Genomic DNA, 17584 nt, shown 5'->3' with positions numbered 1-17584 from the left:
TTCAGCCTCCAGTGACCGGCGGGAAGAATGCGACTTCGTCACCGTCGGTAAGCGGATGGTCAAAACTCACTAATGTCTGGTTTACCGCAGCCAACAGCTTTCCCGACTCCAACGCCAGCGCCCAGCGTTCACTTTTGGCTGCCAGGTTTTGGCGCAATTGTTCGACATCACCAAAAATGGCGTCCAGTTGCAGGCTATCGCAGTCAACAAGCTCACGCACCTGGGCGAAGAAAAGTACGTTAATCATTACTTTCCACCTTGCTTTCCACCTTAAAGTCGCCCGACTTGCCACCGCTTTTTGCCAGCAGGCGAACCGGGCCAATCACCATGTCTTTTTGCACGGCTTTGCACATGTCATAAATGGTTAACGCAGCAACCGACGCGGCAGTTAACGCTTCCATTTCAACGCCAGTTTTACCCGTCAGACGGCAGACTGATTCAATGCGCACACGGTTATGTTCAGGCTCAGCGGCTAAATTTACTTCGACTTTGCTGAGCATCAGCGGGTGGCAAAGCGGGATCAAATCCCAAGTGCGTTTCGCCGCCTGAATACCGGCAATTCGTGCAGTAGCAAACACATCACCTTTGTGATGGCTGCCCTCGATAATCATGGCCAGCGTCTCGGCTTCCATGGTAATGAACGCTTCTGCACGTGCTTCACGTACGGTTTCTGCTTTGGCGGAAACGTCGACCATGTGCGCTTCGCCAGCAGCATTAATATGGGTCAGTTGCGACATAGTTTATTTCTTGATGTGTGGGTGGAAATTACAAGGGCGCACGCGGGCATCCAACTGTGGTTGGATGATATTTTCCCAGGCTGTGTGGCAAGCTTTGGTAGAACCCGGCATGGCAAAAATCAGCGTACGATTTGCAATACCTGCCAGCGCGCGCGATTGCAGCGTTGACGTGCCTATCTCTTCAAAAGAGAGCATGCGGAATACTTCACCGAATCCTTCGATTTCACGGTCAAACAGCGGCAGCAATGCTTCGGGAGACTGATCGCCTTCGGTAAAACCAGTGCCACCGTTAACCAGCACGACCTGAACATCTTCATCCGCTATCCACTGTGAAACCTGGGCGCGAATTGCGTAGCGATTTTCTTTCACCATCACTTTAGCGACAACTTTATGACCCGCTTCCGTAGCGGCCTCATGCAGATAATGTCCTGAGGTGTCGTCTGCTTCACCGCGACGGCTTGAGACGGTCAGAATAGCAATATGTAGTGGGATAAATTCGCTGCTCACCTGGCTCATTGATATCTTCCTTTTTTATCTGGTTTTACCCGTTGATTTGCTTTTACCCACCACATTACCCACCAATATAGGACAGATTCTGAGTGATGCCGGTATCGCCATCATGCAGGAAATGGGTCTGCTTTTTGTGCGTTAAGGCCTCGGCAATTCGCGCTTCGAGTTCGTCGATTTGCCCGTCATCTGCCAGCAAATCACGCAAAGATATGCCCTGCTCGCCAAATAAACACAAGTGCAAGTTGCCTACCGACGACACGCGCAGGCGGTTACAGCTGGCACAAAAGTCTTTTTCATACGGCATGATCAAACCAATTTCGCCCTGATAATCTGGGTGGCAGAAAACTTGCGCTGGGCCATCGCTACGGCTACGTAGTTGGTGAACCCAACCGCGAGCCAGCAATTGGTCACGAATAGTTTTGCCGGAAATGTGATGTTTGCGGAACAGTTCGCCGCCGTCGCCAGTTTCCATCAGTTCGATAAAACGAAGCTGGACAGGACGCGGTTTTATCCACGCGAGGAAGGTATCGAGTTCATGGTGATTCACGCCACGCATCAGCACAGTGTTCACTTTCACGCGCTCAAAACCTGCGGCAAAAGCGGCATCAATGCCGTCCATCACCTGGCGGAATTTATCCTGCCCGGTAATCGCCTGAAACTGGCGAGCATCGAGGCTATCGACGCTGACATTCACCGCCGTCAGCCCGGCATCACGCCATTGCTGGATATCACGCGCAAGACGATAGCCGTTGGTAGTGACCGCAATCTGGCGAATACCTGGGTTTTCGCGTACAGCCGCGATGATGTCAGTGAAGTCTTTACGCAAAGAGGGTTCGCCGCCCGTCAGACGCACTTTTTCAGTACCGAGGGCCGCAAATGCGCGCGTGACGCGACGAATTTCATCGACGTTAAGGAAGCTTTTATTTGCCACGCCGTGAGGTTTGTAGCCATCAGGTAGGCAATAGTTGCAACGAAAATTGCAAACGTCAGTAATTGACAAACGCAGGTAAAAAAACTTACGAGCGAAAGCATCGGTAAGTTGGGTAGCCATGTACACCTTCCAAATACGGGAGATGCAGGCATTTCTTTCTGCACCCTGGTGACTCAAGGTCACGGCCAAAGCACCATATCTTTCGACTTAGGTCCTGAGGCTTAGTGTGTGTTAGAGCGATAGTAGCGCGTGATGACATTATTCGCCATAACAGGTTTCGCTATATAAATATATATATAACGAGCTAATCGCTTAATTTCGCCACAGGCTACGCGAAAAGCGAACTTTTGCTTTGATATACATCATTAACGCCGGATGCTGAATCGTATTTTGAGATCTTTTGCGCTACCTTATTTCGATAGTTCGTCATAAGGAATAGTTATGCGCAATCGTACGTTTGCGGATTTGGACCGGGTGGTCGCCCTTGGCGGCGGGCACGGTCTGGGCAGGGTCATGTCGTCCCTCTCCTCTTTGGGTTCACGTTTAACCGGCATTGTTACCACCACTGATAACGGCGGTTCTACGGGGCGAATTCGACGCTCTGAAGGGGGTATTGCCTGGGGTGATATGCGCAACTGTTTAAATCAGTTAATTACTGAACAAAGCGTTGCTTCGGCTATGTTTGAGTATCGTTTTGGTGGTAATGGCGAACTATCGGGGCATAACCTCGGAAATATGATGTTAAAGGCGCTAGATCACCTCAGCGTGCGGCCTTTAGAAGCTATCAACCTCATTCGCAACCTGCTAAAAGTGGATGCATTTCTGATCCCAATGTCCGAACAGCCGGTTGATTTGATGGCAACAGATGCAGACGGTCATTTTATTTATGGTGAAGTGGATATCGACCAGCTTTCCTCACCGCCACAGGAATTATCGCTTTACCCCAAGGCACACGCTACTCGCGAAGCGGTGCAGGCCATTGCTGAAGCTGATTTGATTCTGATTGGTCCTGGAAGTTTTTACACCAGTCTAATGCCGATATTGCTACTTGAGGATATGGACCAAGCGCTGCGCCGCACTCCAGCGCCGGTCGTTTTTATTAGTAATCTGGGTAAAGAGCTGAGCACCGCCGCAGCCAGTCTCTCGCTCGGGCAAACATTAGACATAATGGAACAGCGAGTAGGTAAACGTATTGTTGATGCGGTGGTGGTTGGCCCGCAGATTGATGTTTCTGAAATTACTGACCGAGTAATAATTCAGGAACCGCTGGAAGCGCGCGATATTCGCTATCGTCACGACAGGCAATTGCTTCGCCAGGCGTTGGAAAAAGCCATTCAGCAACTCGGATAAACCCATTGTTCACGGCGGGTAAAATGCTTACCCGCCCAATAATTGATAATTACGAAGTCGCTATAAACAACTGCCGTAACTGATGAAGTTGGTCACGAATTTGAGCTGCTTCTTCAAACTCCAGATTCTGCGCATGTTCCAACATCTTCCCTTCTAACTGATGGATTTTCTGTTGCAGTGCTCTAGGTGTCAGAATGATTTCATCATCTTCAATCACGCTGCGAGCTTTGCTCTTCATTCTGCCTTTAGTTTTCGCCATCCCTTCACCAAGCTGAAGAACATCCACAACTTTCTTGTTCAGCCCTTGCGGTGTAATACCGTGATCTTCGTTATAGCGCTGTTGCTTCTCACGGCGGCGTTCCGTTTCGCTAATTGCTTTCGCCATTGACGCAGTAATTTTGTCGCCATAAAGAATGGCTTTACCGTTGATGTTACGCGCCGCACGGCCAATGGTCTGAATGAGTGAACGCTCGGAACGCAGGAAGCCCTCTTTATCGGCATCCAGAATCGCCACCAGCGACACTTCAGGCATGTCTAGCCCCTCACGTAGCAAGTTGATGCCCACCAGCACATCGAACTCACCAAGACGCAAATCACGGATGATTTCCATACGCTCGACGGTATCGATGTCTGAGTGCAGGTAACGAACCCGTTCTCCGTGTTCCTCAAGATATTCCGTCAAATCTTCGGCCATACGTTTGGTCAGCGTAGTGACCAAAACACGTTCGTTAATTTCAACGCGCTTTCGGATTTCAGAAAGCAGATCGTCAACCTGAGTACCAACCGGACGAACTTCAATGATGGGATCCAGCAAACCGGTTGGTCTGACGACCTGATCGACAACATCGCCGCCAGATTTTTCCAGCTCGTAGTTGCTCGGCGTTGCCGAGACATAGATAGTCTGTGGGGCAAGCGCTTCAAACTCTTCAAATTTCAGCGGACGGTTATCAAGCGCTGACGGTAGGCGGAAACCATATTCCACCAGCGTTTCTTTACGCGACCGGTCGCCTTTGTACATGCCGCCGATTTGCGGAATGGTGACGTGGGATTCGTCGACCACCAGCAAGCCGTCTGCTGGGAGATAATCGAACAGCGTTGGCGGCGGCTCGCCTGGGCCACGGCCAGAAAGGAAGCGTGAATAGTTTTCTACCCCTGAGCAGTAGCCCAGTTCGTTCATCATCTCTAAATCAAACTGGGTACGCTGTGCAAGGCGCTGCTCTTCAAGCAATTTATTGTTTGCCAGCAGGACTTTTCGACGGTCAGCCAGTTCCACTTTGATCTCTTCCATCGCTTGTAAAATACGTTCACGCGGTGTGACGTAGTGCGATTTAGGGTAAACGGTGAAACGCTGAATAACATTGTCGATTTGCCCGGTCAGCGGGTCAAACAACGAAAGCCGCTCAACCTCTTCATCAAACAACTCGACACGTAGCGCCAGGTCATCCGACTCTGCCGGGAAGATATCAATCACTTCACCACGAACGCGGAATGTGCCACGCTGGAATGCCTGGTCGTTACGGGCATATTGAAGCTCAGTAAGGCGACGTATAATCGAACGCTGGTCGATGATCATCCCTTTGGTGAGATGCAGCATCATCTTCAGGTACAAGTCCGGGTCGCCCAGGCCATAAATCGCCGACACCGAAGCCACCACAATCACATCACGTCTTTCCAGTAAGGCTTTGGTCGCTGAAAGACGCATCTGCTCAATATGCTCATTCACGGAAGAATCTTTTTCGATAAAAGTATCGGAGCTCGGCACATAGGCTTCTGGCTGGTAGTAGTCGTAATACGAGACGAAGAACTCTACCGCGTTATCAGGAAAGAACTCTTTCATCTCGCCGTACAACTGAGCCGCAAGAGTTTTGTTCGGCGCCAGAATCATAGTGGGGCGTTGCAAATCAGCAATCACATTCGCCACGGTAAAGGTTTTACCTGAGCCGGTCACACCCAACAAAGTCTGATGTGCAAGCCCATCTTCCAGACCCTCTTTGAGTCGGCGAATGGCCTCGGGCTGATCGCCAGAAGGTTTGAATGCTGAATTTAATTTGAACGCTTTACTCATGAAGAGGCTACCTGATGAAGAAACGAGCGGGCCGGAGGATAATTTTACTCGGCACAGGAAATTTTGCCAGAAAATTATACTGGATGAAAAACCAGTTCCTTACTGTTGAGTTTATGGTACTTAGCCACTTTGCCGTTTGGTTCGCCGGTAAAATACTCAACTGTCAGATATTTCAGCTGACCAAAATGGTTATCCCCAGATTTTTTTACCTTTTAACATTTGTCAAGCAGTGTCATAAAAGCGTAAGGAACATCTGCGGCACTTTTATTACAACGATTGATTTTATTAAACACATTGATTTTAAACAGTTATTTGTAAAAGTTTGGTTTCGCGTCAATTCATGCGCAAGCCGCGCCCGCTCTCGCTTACCACAAGTTTTCTAACTCTAATGCACATGGTTATCCACAGGAATAGTGGATAACTGCTCTCAGCCCTTTTGCGGCGCAGACCGCAAAAAACCCTAAATTCTCTGTGTCGGGCCTGAAAAATATTTTTCACGATTATTTTTAGTCTTTTTTTATCGGCCAACGACCTACTATTTCTTATGATCCTGCTCACGAATTACGCATTTGTATGGAGCAACACAGTGACTTTGCACCAAACACACCAAAACCCGGCACCGACAAAGTGCATCCCGTTTTTTAAGTCGTAGAGGACGAAGGTTTATTCATCCTTTTTCATGAGCCTTTTCCCAAAGTTGCAATGTTCTGGCGTGCTCTCCGGTTAGTGGCAAGAGAATTGCACTGTTTAACCTCGTCATACTTCGTGTTGCAGAAATAGCACTGCGTTGTTAACCCTGCCTGAAGGAGAATGCTGATGTTGAGTCTGCGTGCTGTTAATCAGTTTTATGGTGCAAGCCATATTCTGTGGAATCTGGATCTTGAGCTGACACCTGGTGAGTGCACCTGTGTTCTCGGCGCGCCCGGAATGGGTAAAACAACGCTGGTTAACTGCATCACAGGTTATTTACCAGTGCAGAGTGGCAGCATTACCTGGCTTGAGGCGGGCCACCCACCGCAGGATTTACTCACCCAGCCTATTGAAGGCCGGGCAGCGCTGGGAATGAGCTATGTCGCACAAGACAGACGAATATTTTCCCAACTGAGTGTTGAGGAAAACCTGCACATTGCGCTGTTGGCCGCGAATGTACACAAACGCTCCATACCAGGCATGGTGTATGAGCTTTTTCCTGAGCTCTATATTGTGCGCCATGCTCGTGGAGGTGACCTGTCCGGCGATCTTCAACAGCAACTGGCTTTGGCTCGAGCGTTAGTGACAGAACCCAAACTACTGATCCTTGATGAACCCACTTTTGGTAGTGGCCAGCGTTTTATCCATGAGTTAGGTAATATCATCCGAAGGTTAAGCCGGGACTTTGGTCTGACGATTCTGTTGGTCGAGCAGCGGTTGTCGTTTATTCGTCGCGTTGCGGACCGATTCTGCCTGCTTCACCGAGGCCGTAATGTGGCGCAGGGAAACGTAGCACTACTTGATGACAAGCTTGTCTCCAGCTGGATAGATTCATAATGGTTTGTCACTGACGGCAAGAATTACCCAGCTGGATTCTGCCGTCACAATTGGCCCAGTTGTTTCTGTACATTCGGATCGAGAAAGGCAAGTTCCCGTTGCAAATTGCATTGCCGTGTAATGGCCGAGAGCTCTAACAGTGGTAAAGGCACTTTTGAAATCCCTGCATCGCGCATCCAACGCAGCACCGATTCCAGATGCCAGATAGCTGTTTTACCGTCATGCACCGGCTGCGGGAAAGCCTCCCGGCTCACCATGACCTTACGCATGTACTGTCGTGAAAACCCCAGCAGTTTCGCAATATCCGTCAGCCCAACCAGATCGGGCATCACTTCGACCAATGCAACGCCCGGAATAATCCGCTTAACGTCTTTGATTGCTGAAACAACTGCCTGTTTTGCATCTTGTTCTTCACGAATAAAATTCAATGCAATACGCCCAGTTACCCCTACGCCAACCAGCGCGTCATCACAACCTTGCGCACCCAACGCTTCAACCCATTCGGCAGGATTCTGGCCTTTTTCTGGCAACGTAAAAATCAATGTGAAACTAAACTCTGACATGTTCTGCACCTTGAAACTTAATGTCTGATGACTGGGGGCAGGCTTTGTCATTAAGCCTCCTGTCCATACTCTTAACAAAGTTGTCAACTGACAATATAAATTAAAGAATAATCTACTCGTGTCCGGTTTTTCTTCAAAAAGAAGCTCTGAGCGTTGGCAGTTTCAGGAAGAGTGCCCGAAAGATTTTTCGGGCGTTGCAGAAATGTACTGAGGGTTTGTGAACTAAGCCGAAAGAAGGGAAATATCCAAATGGTTACCGAAAACCGTTTGTTCATCGATATTTGGGTAGAAAGGAATCTCCCCCAACATCGGCGCTTTTAAAACATCACACAACGTAGCGATATACTCTGCATGGCGCTTCCCCGTGGGTTGAACGTCGTTGGCAACCCATCCAGCCAGACGCAACCCTGCGTGTTGCACTGCATGCGCGGTTAACATTGCATGATTGATACAGCCCAGTTTTATCCCAACAACCAGGATGACTGGCAGTTGTTCTGTTATCACCCAGTCAGCAAAAGTTGTGCTGGCAGAAAGTGGCGTAAACCAGCCGCCCGCCCCTTCAACCTGTAACCAGTCAGCCTGAGTTGAAAGCGCTTCAAGGCCCGCGGAAAGCTGTGAAAACTCAATGGGCCGCTGTTCTTGTGCACTCACAATGTGTGGGGATGTCGGCTCCAGAAAGGCAAACGGGTTAACCTGTTCATAATCTAATTTGACGCAGCTATTACGCTGTAGCGCCAGCGCATCGCCGTTGCGAATGCCTTGCGCTGTCATCTCACTTCCCGATGCGACGGGTTTATAGCCTGCGGTACGGTAACCCGCCTGAGTTGCGGCCTGAAGCAAAGCACAACTGGCGACTGTTTTACCGATTTCTGTATCGGTCCCGGTAACAAACCATTTTTTAATCACGTTCAATGACTCCACAAACGAGTTGCCAGGTTAAGGGGAATTGCCCCTCTTTTTGTGGCCAGGCAAGGCTTAATTTTTGCAATTGTTGGCGGGTCATTAATGAGGCTTTACGCCCATCATGAAGGTGCGTCGCCCCAATGCCTTTTAGCGAGTGCATGGCACTCAACACGCTATCGTACGATTGGCTAATCTCATGAATTTGCAGCGAGCAGCGCCAGCCTTCGCAAGCATCCTGAATACTTGTGAAAGGAAGAAACTGGTTGGCGTGAGGCCGTTCATCTACCGCTTGCCACGCCGTGTGCAGCTCGCACATTGAGCCCGCAGCAAGCGTGGTAAATGCCACCCAACCGCCAGAGCGAGTGACACGATAAAGCTCTCTCAAACCGCTGCGCAACTCATTACACCACTGCACTGCCAAATTGCTCCACGCCAGGTCAACATGCCTATCGGGAAGATTTATGGCTTCGATATCACCTTCAAGGTAACGGTCCGCACAGCCTTGTTGTTCGGCATGGCTGAGCATGGTGGCAGAGAGATCCAAAGCCGTCACATGGCAACCTTTTTCACGCCACGCCCGGCTATACCAACCGGTGCCACATCCTGCATCCAGTACGGTTGATATATCCCGGCCTTCAAGCATCTCGGTAAGCAATGTGCCGCTAGCGCGTTGCAGTTGCGCATGGCAGTCATAGGTGGTTGCTGCACGTCCAAATGCGGCAGCGACGGCGGCTTTATTAACGTGTCGCGTCATACAGCGCCTCCAGTAGACTGTCGATATCATCAGAAGTATGGCTGGCCGTTAATGTCACACGCAGCCTTGCGGTACCTGCCGGCACGGTTGGTGGGCGAATTGCCGTCAGCCAAAACCCTTGTTCACGCAGGGTAGCTGCCAGGTTCACCGCAATCTGGTTTTCACCCACAATCAGGGGCTGAATGGCGGTTTGCGAGGCCATGAGTTTCAGCGGCAATTGCTCGGCTCCTTTGCGGAAACGAGCAATATTGGCCTGCAATTGCACACGCCTTGATTCATTACGACGAACCACATCTAACGCAGCTGATAACGCATAAGCCTGCGCAGGCGGCATAGCGGTGCTGTAAATAAGATGTCGGGCAAATTGCAGCAAATAATTCGCCATCGGCTCGCTACACAGAACGGCGGCCCCGCTTACACCAAAGGCTTTACCAAACGTCACCACTAATATATCTGGCTGAACCTGTTGTTGATAACAGCTCCCGCGCCCCTCGCTGCCTATCACGCCGATACCATGGGCATCATCAACCATCAGCAACCCACCGACATAACGGGTCGCTTGTGCAATTTCAGCCAAAGGCGCCGCGTCACCGTCCATGCTGAACACACCTTCGGTGATCACCAGTTGTTCGCCATCAGTTTGCTGCGCTAACAGTGTTTGCAGTGATGCCACATCATTATGGGCAAAACGCCGCAACTGCGCTGGGCTGTGCATCGCCGCTTCCAGAAGTGATGCGTGGCTAAGTTTATCGGCGATGATGCTGTCGGTTTTTTCAGCCAATGCAGCAATCACCGCCTGGTTGGCTGCAAAACCTGAGATAAACAGTAGCGCTCGGGGAAACCCAAGCCAGGCAGCCAACTGCTGTTCAAATTGCTGATGCGCTTCGTTATAGCCAGTGACATGCCCGGAACCACCGCTTCCGACACCGTAAATCTCAGCCCCCTGCTGCCAGGCGGTAATTACTTCGGCGTGCTGGCTGACTCCCAGATAATCGTTGCTGGAAAAGTTCAGGTAACGGGTGCCGTCTTGCACAAGGTAGCGTGCGCTACCTTGTTGGTTAGCCAGGCGGACTCGAAAGCTGTCCGTTGCGCGCCGCTGTTCTAACGCACTGTCGATTCTGCGCTGCCAGCTCATACTGCCGCCGCGTTGTAGTAATTCTCCGTATCCGCTGAAAGCAATTGATTGGTCAGCTGCTGCTGTTGTTCGTTATCGCCAGCATGGGTGGTGGTTTGCTGTGGGTTCAACCCAAGTTTGCGGAACAATTGCAGGTCTTTGTCTTCTTCAGGATTTGGCGTAGTAAGCAGCTTGCAGCCGTAGAAAATCGAGTTTGCACCAGCCATAAAACACATGGCCTGAGTTTGTTCGCTCATCTGTTCGCGCCCGGCAGAAAGCCGCACGAAAGAGGTTGGCATCATGATGCGTGCCACGGCGATGGTGCGAATGAAATCAAACGCATCGACGTCTTCGTTATCTGCCATCGGCGTACCTTTCACTTTCACCAGCATGTTGATGGGCACGCTTTCCGGTGGCGTCGGTAAATTGGCTAATTGCAGCAGCAATCCGGCGCGATCCGTTACCGTTTCTCCCAAGCCAACGATGCCGCCAGAGCAAACTTTAATTCCAGCACCACGCACTTTATCCAGTGTATCGAGGCGTTCCTGATAGGTACGAGTGGTAATAATATTGCCGTAGAATTCTGGAGAGGTATCAAGGTTATGGTTGTAGTAATCAAGCCCTGCTTGCGCAAGCCTCTGCGCTTGCGCGCCAGTTAACGTACCGAGCGTCATGCAGGTTTCCAGCCCCATTTCGCGCACGCCCTGCACCATTTGCTCAAGATACGGCATGTCCCGGTCATTCGGGTTTTTCCAGGCGGCCCCCATGCAGAAACGGGTAGAGCCGGCATTCAATGCCTTACGCGCCGAATCCAGAACTTGCTCGACTTCCATCAGGCGCTCGGAGGCAAGCCCAGTTTTATATCGCGCACTTTGTGGGCAATATTTGCAATCTTCCGGGCATGCACCGGTTTTAATCGACAGCAGCGTGCTGACCTGAACATGGCGAGGATCAAAGTGCTGACGGTGAATCTGTTGCGCTTCAAACATCAGTTCGAGAAAAGGTTTTTCAAATAAAGCAGTGACCTGCGACATTGACCAGCGTGCGTGGTGAGCCATTGGGCGTCTCCAAAAAGGGTGTTGTTAGCCGTTGATTGACGTTATACTCGTAAACCTAAATCTTTTTCAAATGGTTTACAAGTCACCCTATGACCCCTGCTGATTTAGTGTTCGACCAACAACATATCTGGCACCCGTACACTTCTATGACCCAACCATTACCGGTTTATCCCGTTGTGGCGGCTTCAGGCTGCGAATTGCAACTTGCTGATGGTAAAGCCCTTGTTGATGGGATGTCATCGTGGTGGGCTGCGATTCATGGCTACAATCACCCGCGCTTAAATCAAGCGATGAAAGACCAGATTGACCAGATGTCACACGTGATGTTTGGCGGTATCACGCACCCGGCAGCTGTCGCGCTGTGCCGTAAACTGGTCACCATGACGCCAGAAAATCTTGAATGCGTGTTTCTTGCTGACTCAGGTTCTGTTGCCGTCGAAGTCGCGATGAAAATGGCATTGCAGTACTGGCACGCAAAAGGTGAGCCACGCCAACGATTTCTTACCTTCCGTCATGGTTACCACGGCGATACTTTTGGTGCGATGTCAGTCTGTGACCCGGATAACTCGATGCACAGTCTGTGGCAGGGTTATCTGCCGGAGCACTTGTTCGCCCCCGCGCCAAATTGCCGCTTTGACAATGAGTGGGACGAGATGGACATCGTGCCTTTTGCGCGTTTGATGGCCGCACATCGCCACGAAATTGCCGCCGTCATCCTTGAGCCGATTGTTCAGGGTGCGGGTGGAATGCGTTTTTATCACCCTGAGTGGCTACGCCGTATTCGGCGCATGTGTGACCGTGAAGGAATTTTGCTGATTGCCGATGAAATTGCGACTGGTTTTGGTCGTACCGGCAAACTGTTTGCCTGTGAACACGCAGGGATTTCACCGGATATTATGTGCCTTGGTAAAGCGTTAACCGGCGGCACGATGACGCTTTCCGCCACACTAACCACACGTTTGGTCGCAGAAACAATTAGCGACGGCGAAGCCGGTTGCTTTATGCATGGCCCAACGTTTATGGGTAATCCGCTGGCCTGCGCGGTCGCTGCGGAAAGCCTCGCATTGCTGGAGGAAGGTCACTGGCAGCAGCAAGTGATTGCGTTGGAGCAGCAGTTGTTGGCAGGACTTAAACCTTTGCAGGAATGCGAGCAAGTAGCGGATGTGCGCGTGCTTGGTGCGATTGGTGTGGTAGAAACACATCATCCGGTAGATATGGCAGCACTTCAGGGATTCTTTGTTGAACAAGGTGTTTGGATTCGCCCGTTTGGGCGTTTAATTTACTTGATGCCGCCTTACGTCATCAACCATGAGCAGCTGGCCAAACTGATTAACGCCGTAGCAGAAGCTGTAGAGAATCCTGCATTTTTCAAAAACTGAGAACCAGCAATACGCTCGTTGATGCACTACACTTCGAGGATCTTTTCATGCGCCCAACAGGGAGACTTAGATGAAAATCCTCATGGTTTTAACCTCGCACAATCAACTAGGTAATACAGGCAAACCCACAGGCTTTTGGCTTGAGGAGTTTGCCGCGCCGTATTATGTCTTTCATGATGCGGGGCTGAACGTGACGCTTGCCTCGCCAAAAGGTGGGCAACCGCCGCTCGATCCCAAGAGTGACGAACCAGACGCGCAAACGGATGATACTCGCCGTTTCCGAAACGACACGGCTGCACAGAAACTGTTAGCCAATACCGAAAAGCTTGAAAGTATTCACGCCGATGATTTTGACGCTGTTTTTTATCCCGGCGGCCACGGGCCATTATGGGACCTTGCTGAAGACCCACATTCAATCAAATTGATTGAGCAATTTTGGGCGGCAGGTAAACCAGTCGGTGCGGTATGCCACGCGCCTGGTGTATTGCGCAAAGTGGCAAAACCGAACGGCACACCATTGGTTAAAGGCAAACGGGTGACCGGTTTTACCAATAGCGAAGAAGAAGGCGTTGGCTTAACCGCTGTCGTCCCTTTCCTGGTGGAAGATGAACTGAAAAAAGCCGGTGGTTTGTTCGAACGTACCGATGACTGGGGCGAATTCGCAGTAGTTGATGGGCATTTGGTTACTGGACAAAATCCGGCGTCTTCAGCGATTGCTGCTGAAGAACTGCTGAAATTACTTAAACTCTGATGAGCAGGAGCGCTATGAAACTCATTAGTCAGGACATTAAAGAAGGCGAAAAGCTCCCCCAACGCCACGTTCTTAACGGCATGGGCTACGAAGGCGACAATATTTCACCCCATCTGGCGTGGGATGAGGTCCCTGCGGGAACCAAAAGTTTTGTCGTCACGTGTTATGACCCGGACGCACCAACAGGTTCTGGATGGTGGCACTGGGTTGTGGCGAATCTACCTGCTGATACTCGCGTGCTGCCACAAGGCTCCGGCTCGGATTTAGCAGACTTGCCAGAACCGGCAATTCAGACGCGTACCGATTTCGGCCAAAGCGGATATGGTGGTGCGGCACCGCCAAAAGGTGAAACCCATCGCTATATTTTCACCGTTCACGCCATCGACGTTGAACAACTCGAAGTTGACGAACAGGCATCGGGTGCCATGGTGGGTTTTAACGTCCATTTCCACTCATTAGGAAGTGCTTCTATAACCGCGATGTTCAGTTAATCCTCTTTTTATGAAGCCGATTTGCACAATCGGCTTCCCGTTTCGCTCAACTTAGTATAAAAAAGCAGACTTTCAGATCCCCCCATTTTTATTTGCATTGCAAGGAGCAAGCCTTGAACACATTTTCGGTTTCTCGTCGGGCAGCCGTGCTCGCTTTTGCTGTGGCTTTGTCTGCCTGTAGCTCAACACCTCCGGAAGACCGCCCTTCTACGCAAGTGGCGCCAGGAACTCAGTCTCGTCCCGTTTTATCGTCCGATGAAGCGCAGAACTTTGTTCAGACACGTTATTTCTCTTCTAAGAATAAAGATGAAGCGCCGTGGGCGCCGTCATCTATTCGTGTTCCGCAGCAGCCTGACTTTGTTGTCGGTGCCGCCGGTGGCGAAGGTGTAACGCATACGTCGATTCAGGCTGCAGTTGATGCCGCGATGATGAAACACAGCAACACTCGCCAGTACATCGCCATTCAGCCAGGCGAATATGTCGGTACAGTTTATGTTCCAGCCGGTTCCGGTAGCGTGACTTTGTACGGCACAACGGATAATGCCAGCGATGTAAAAATCACTATGCCGCTGGACTCAGAAATCGATGTGAATACCTGGCGTCGTGCGGTTAACCCATCAGGCAAATATATGCCGGGTAAACCAGCCTGGTACATGTTTGACAGCTGCCAGAGCAAGCGCAATGCCACCGTAGGCATCATGTGTTCTGCCGCTGTCTGGTCACAGAACAATGGTTTGCAGATGCAAAACCTGACCATCGCGAACACCCTGGGTGACAGCGTTGATGCGGGTAACCATCAGGCCGTAGCATTGCGTACCGACGGCGACAAAGTCCAGTTGAACAATGTTCACCTGCTGGGCCGTCAGAACACATTCTTCGTTACTAACAGCGATGTGCAAAACCGTCTGTTAAATGACCGCCAGACCCGTACTTTAGTCACTAACAGCTACATTGAAGGCGATGTAGATGTGGCTTCGGGTCGTGGTGCTGTGGTGTTCGAAAATACCGACTTCCGTCTGGTTAACAGCCGTACAAAAGAAGGCACCGTGTTTGCACCTGCTACGTTGCCGAATATTTATTACGGTTTCCTGGCCATCAATAGCCGCTTCACCGCTGCTGGCGATAACGTCGCCCAACTGGGCCGTGCATGGGATGTTGAGGCCAGCGAAAACGGTTATACCGCAGGCCAGACTTCCAATGGCCAGGTTGTTATTCGTGACAGCGTGATCAACGAAGGTTTCAACACTGCGAAACCTTGGGCCGATGCCGCAGGCTCTAAGCGTCCGTTTACCGGCAATATCGGTACGAAAGGCGAGAAAGGCGAAATCCAGCGCGATCTGAATGACGTTAATGCAAACCGCATGTGGGAATTCAACAACCGTGGCGTAGGCAGCCAGGTCGTTGCTGAATAAACATAAGCGTTATGCTTAGAACAAAAAACCTCGCAATCGCGAGGTTTTTTTATGCCTAATCATCAAACGATTAGTGCGCGTTTACGACTACCCACATCGGCCCTTGCCCCACGGCATAACGGCCTTTTTCTTCCAGCAAACCTTGCTCACCCGTTATCTGGTAAACCGCAATATGATGCGATTTTTGGCCGGCTGCAATCAGGTACTTACCGCTGTGGTCAATATTGAAGCCGCGTGGTTGGGTTTCAGTCGGCTGATAACCTTCCACCGCCAGTACGCTGCCATCTTCTGACACGCTAAATACCGTGATGATGCTGGCGGTACGATCGCAAGTGTAAAGATGGCGACCATCAGGCGTGATGTGAATATCTGCTGCCCAGCGGGTGTCAGAGAAGTCTGGTGGCATGATATCGAGCGTTTGCACGCATTCAATTTTGCCGTAGGCGTTTTTCAGCTCCCAAACATCCACAGAGCCATTCAATTCATTAACACAGTAGCCGTATTGTTGATTCGGGTGGAACACCATATGGCGCGGCCCAGCTCCTTCAACGGTGATCACTTCAGCCGGATTCTGCGCGACCAGTTTGCCGTCATCAGACAAAGTAAACTGGCAGATACGATCTTGTTTCAGAGCAGGAACCCACAGCGTGCGGTTGTCCGGGGTAATGTTGGCTGAGTGGCAACCTTCTAACCCTTCAACCGTATCGACAACTTCACAAGGTTTGCCATCGGCACCCAGACTTACAACGCTTACGCTGCCCGAATTGTAAGAGGCACTGAACAGGAAACGGCCCTGATGGTCAGTAGAAATATGTGTTGGACTGCCCGGTATTGCCGTCACACCCGCTTCGGTGAGCGTGCCATCGTCCGGAGTGATGCGGTAAGCAATAACGCGAAACTCAGGGCGCACACCAACGTACAAGTAACGTTTATCAGGGCTGATGACCATCGGCTGAACCTGGCCTGGCACATCAACCACCTGCACGAGGGTCAGCTCACCGGCTTGATTAAGTTGCCAGACGTGAATTTGCTGGCTTTCCGGGCTGGCGGTATAGACTGTTTGTTTCATGAAATCTCTCTCCTCCCAACGTCTTGAGTAATAGTCACAAGGGTAGTGCGTTTTGCCGCTTCGTGTTGCCATTTTGAACAACGCCGCAAGCGGTGTAACATCGGCACAGGCCTTATGATTCTGAATTTGACTGGAACCTTTAATGACTTATCGCGTAATCGCCCTTGATCTTGACGGCACGTTACTCACGCCGCAAAAAACCATTCTTCCTGAATCACTGACAGCTTTACAACGCGCACGTGACGCTGGCGTGAAAGTTGTCATTGTGACGGGCCGTCATCACGTTGCCATCCATCCTTTTTATCAGGCACTGACTCTGGATACACCTGCAATTTGCTGCAATGGTACTTATTTGTATGATTATCATGCGAAAAAGGTACTTTCATCCGATCCATTGCAACCTCAGCAGGCTAACCAGTTGATTGACTTGCTTGATACCCACAATGTTCATGGGTTGATGTATGTCGATGATGCGATGTTGTATCAGGAACCAACCGGGCACGTCTTGCGTACTGAAAACTGGGCCAAATCACTGCCTGAAGCTCAGCGTCCAGTGTTCCGCCATGTGAACTCACTACGCCAAGCTGCACATGACGTGGACGCAATTTGGAAGTTTGCCCTGACCGATGAAGACACCGTTAAATTGCAAGATTTTGTCCAGGTGGTTGAACAGCAGCTTGGCCTGGCTTGCGAGTGGTCATGGCACGATCAGGTTGATGTCGCGCAAACCGGCAACAGCAAAGGCAAACGTCTGGCGCAATGGGTTGAGTCGCAAGGCTTATCAATGAGCCAGGTGATTGCGTTTGGTGATAACTTTAACGACCTGAGTATGCTGGAAACTGCCGGGCTTGGCGTTGCAATGGGTAATGCCGATGACGCAATTAAAGCGCGTGCAGATTTGGTGATTGGTACCAATCTTGAGACTGGAATTGCCGAAACGATTTATAAGTATTTGTTGTAGTCTTTTAGG

At 50.6% G+C, this 17584-nt stretch carries 18 protein-coding genes and 1 riboswitch; of the genes, 7 read left to right on the top strand and 11 right to left on the bottom strand.

The annotated features are described in order from the left end of the window. Position 1: 1 nt before the first annotated feature. The 4 genes from moaD to moaA all read right to left on the bottom strand — a co-directional run bounded on the left by moaD (position 2) and on the right by moaA (position 2298). The gene (moaD, locus tag FH968_RS05405) at positions 2 to 247 is read right to left on the bottom strand and encodes a molybdopterin synthase sulfur carrier subunit (protein WP_139878125.1); all 246 of its coding nucleotides are present in this window, start codon (positions 245 to 247) and stop codon (positions 2 to 4) included. Then, positions 240 to 737, bottom strand: a complete 498-nt coding sequence (gene moaC / locus FH968_RS05400) for a cyclic pyranopterin monophosphate synthase MoaC (RefSeq protein WP_139878124.1) — start codon at positions 735 to 737, stop codon at positions 240 to 242. The genes moaD and moaC overlap by 8 nt, the downstream gene beginning before the upstream one ends. Before the next feature lie 3 nt (positions 738 to 740). Then, entirely contained in the window at positions 741 to 1253 is a 513-nt protein-coding gene (moaB, locus tag FH968_RS05395; protein WP_139878123.1) for a molybdenum cofactor biosynthesis protein B, read from the bottom strand. A gap of 55 nt (positions 1254 to 1308) precedes the next feature. Further along, entirely contained in the window at positions 1309 to 2298 is a 990-nt protein-coding gene (moaA, locus tag FH968_RS05390) for a GTP 3',8-cyclase MoaA (RefSeq protein ID WP_139878122.1), read from the bottom strand. Continuing rightward, positions 2286 to 2414: riboswitch (molybdenum cofactor riboswitch) on the bottom strand. (Overlaps the previous gene by 13 nt.) Before the next feature lie 205 nt (positions 2415 to 2619). Between moaA and yvcK the strand changes: the two genes are divergently transcribed. Continuing rightward, a complete protein-coding gene (gene yvcK, locus FH968_RS05385; RefSeq protein ID WP_139878121.1) occupies positions 2620 to 3528 on the top strand; it encodes a uridine diphosphate-N-acetylglucosamine-binding protein YvcK in 909 nt (302 codons plus the stop codon). Positions 3529 to 3577: 49 nt separating this feature from the next. On the opposite strand, the gene uvrB is transcribed toward yvcK, so the two are convergent. Beyond that, on the bottom strand, positions 3578 to 5593 hold the full coding sequence (gene uvrB / locus FH968_RS05380) for an excinuclease ABC subunit UvrB (protein ID WP_139878120.1): 2016 nt from the start codon (positions 5591 to 5593) through the stop codon (positions 3578 to 3580). An 816-nt stretch (positions 5594 to 6409) separates the two neighbouring features. Between uvrB and FH968_RS05375 the strand changes: the two genes are divergently transcribed. Further along, complete coding sequence (locus FH968_RS05375) at positions 6410 to 7120, top strand: ABC transporter ATP-binding protein (RefSeq protein WP_139878119.1); 711 nt, start codon at positions 6410 to 6412, stop codon at positions 7118 to 7120. Between the two features lie 44 nt (positions 7121 to 7164). Here FH968_RS05375 and FH968_RS05370 read toward each other — a convergent pair whose 3' ends face one another. From FH968_RS05370 to bioB, 5 genes are all read right to left on the bottom strand, one after another. Continuing rightward, entirely contained in the window at positions 7165 to 7683 is a 519-nt protein-coding gene (locus FH968_RS05370; protein WP_139878118.1) for an AlpA family transcriptional regulator, read from the bottom strand. Positions 7684 to 7905: 222 nt separating this feature from the next. Continuing rightward, positions 7906 to 8589, bottom strand: coding sequence for a dethiobiotin synthase (bioD, locus tag FH968_RS05365; protein ID WP_139878117.1), 684 nt, complete (start codon positions 8587 to 8589; stop codon positions 7906 to 7908). Next, positions 8582 to 9340: a malonyl-ACP O-methyltransferase BioC gene (gene bioC, locus FH968_RS05360; RefSeq protein WP_139878116.1), complete on the bottom strand. Its 759-nt coding sequence runs from the start codon at positions 9338 to 9340 to the stop codon at positions 8582 to 8584. The genes bioD and bioC overlap by 8 nt, the downstream gene beginning before the upstream one ends. Further along, complete coding sequence (gene bioF / locus FH968_RS05355; RefSeq protein ID WP_139878115.1) at positions 9324 to 10475, bottom strand: 8-amino-7-oxononanoate synthase; 1152 nt, start codon at positions 10473 to 10475, stop codon at positions 9324 to 9326. The genes bioC and bioF overlap by 17 nt, the downstream gene beginning before the upstream one ends. Then, entirely contained in the window at positions 10472 to 11512 is a 1041-nt protein-coding gene (gene bioB / locus FH968_RS05350; protein ID WP_139878114.1) for a biotin synthase BioB, read from the bottom strand. The genes bioF and bioB overlap by 4 nt, the downstream gene beginning before the upstream one ends. An 89-nt stretch (positions 11513 to 11601) precedes the next feature. Here bioB and bioA point away from each other — a divergent pair, with 89 nt between their 5' ends. The 4 genes from bioA to FH968_RS05330 all read left to right on the top strand — a co-directional run bounded on the left by bioA (position 11602) and on the right by FH968_RS05330 (position 15545). Continuing rightward, a complete protein-coding gene (gene bioA / locus FH968_RS05345; protein WP_139878113.1) occupies positions 11602 to 12891 on the top strand; it encodes an adenosylmethionine--8-amino-7-oxononanoate transaminase in 1290 nt (429 codons plus the stop codon). A gap of 70 nt (positions 12892 to 12961) precedes the next feature. Continuing rightward, a complete protein-coding gene (locus FH968_RS05340; protein ID WP_139878112.1) occupies positions 12962 to 13642 on the top strand; it encodes a type 1 glutamine amidotransferase domain-containing protein in 681 nt (226 codons plus the stop codon). A gap of 14 nt (positions 13643 to 13656) precedes the next feature. Continuing rightward, positions 13657 to 14133: a kinase inhibitor gene (locus FH968_RS05335; RefSeq protein WP_139878111.1), complete on the top strand. Its 477-nt coding sequence runs from the start codon at positions 13657 to 13659 to the stop codon at positions 14131 to 14133. Between the two features lie 113 nt (positions 14134 to 14246). Then, complete coding sequence (locus tag FH968_RS05330) at positions 14247 to 15545, top strand: putative acyl-CoA thioester hydrolase (RefSeq protein ID WP_139878110.1); 1299 nt, start codon at positions 14247 to 14249, stop codon at positions 15543 to 15545. 70 nt (positions 15546 to 15615) lie between these two features. On the opposite strand, the gene pgl is transcribed toward FH968_RS05330, so the two are convergent. Next, positions 15616 to 16614, bottom strand: coding sequence for a 6-phosphogluconolactonase (gene pgl / locus FH968_RS05325; RefSeq protein ID WP_139878109.1), 999 nt, complete (start codon positions 16612 to 16614; stop codon positions 15616 to 15618). A gap of 142 nt (positions 16615 to 16756) precedes the next feature. Between pgl and FH968_RS05320 the strand changes: the two genes are divergently transcribed. Continuing rightward, positions 16757 to 17575 (top strand): pyridoxal phosphatase, encoded by an 819-nt coding sequence (locus tag FH968_RS05320; protein WP_139878108.1) that lies wholly within the window; start codon positions 16757 to 16759, stop codon positions 17573 to 17575. Positions 17576 to 17584: the final 9 nt, after the last annotated feature.

Source organism: Buttiauxella sp. B2, assembly GCF_006376615.1.
In the GTDB taxonomy this organism is placed as follows: Bacteria; Pseudomonadota; Gammaproteobacteria; order Enterobacterales; family Enterobacteriaceae; genus Buttiauxella.
Note: the sequence above shows the minus strand (reverse complement) of the source record. Positions and strands in the feature narration are given on the sequence as shown.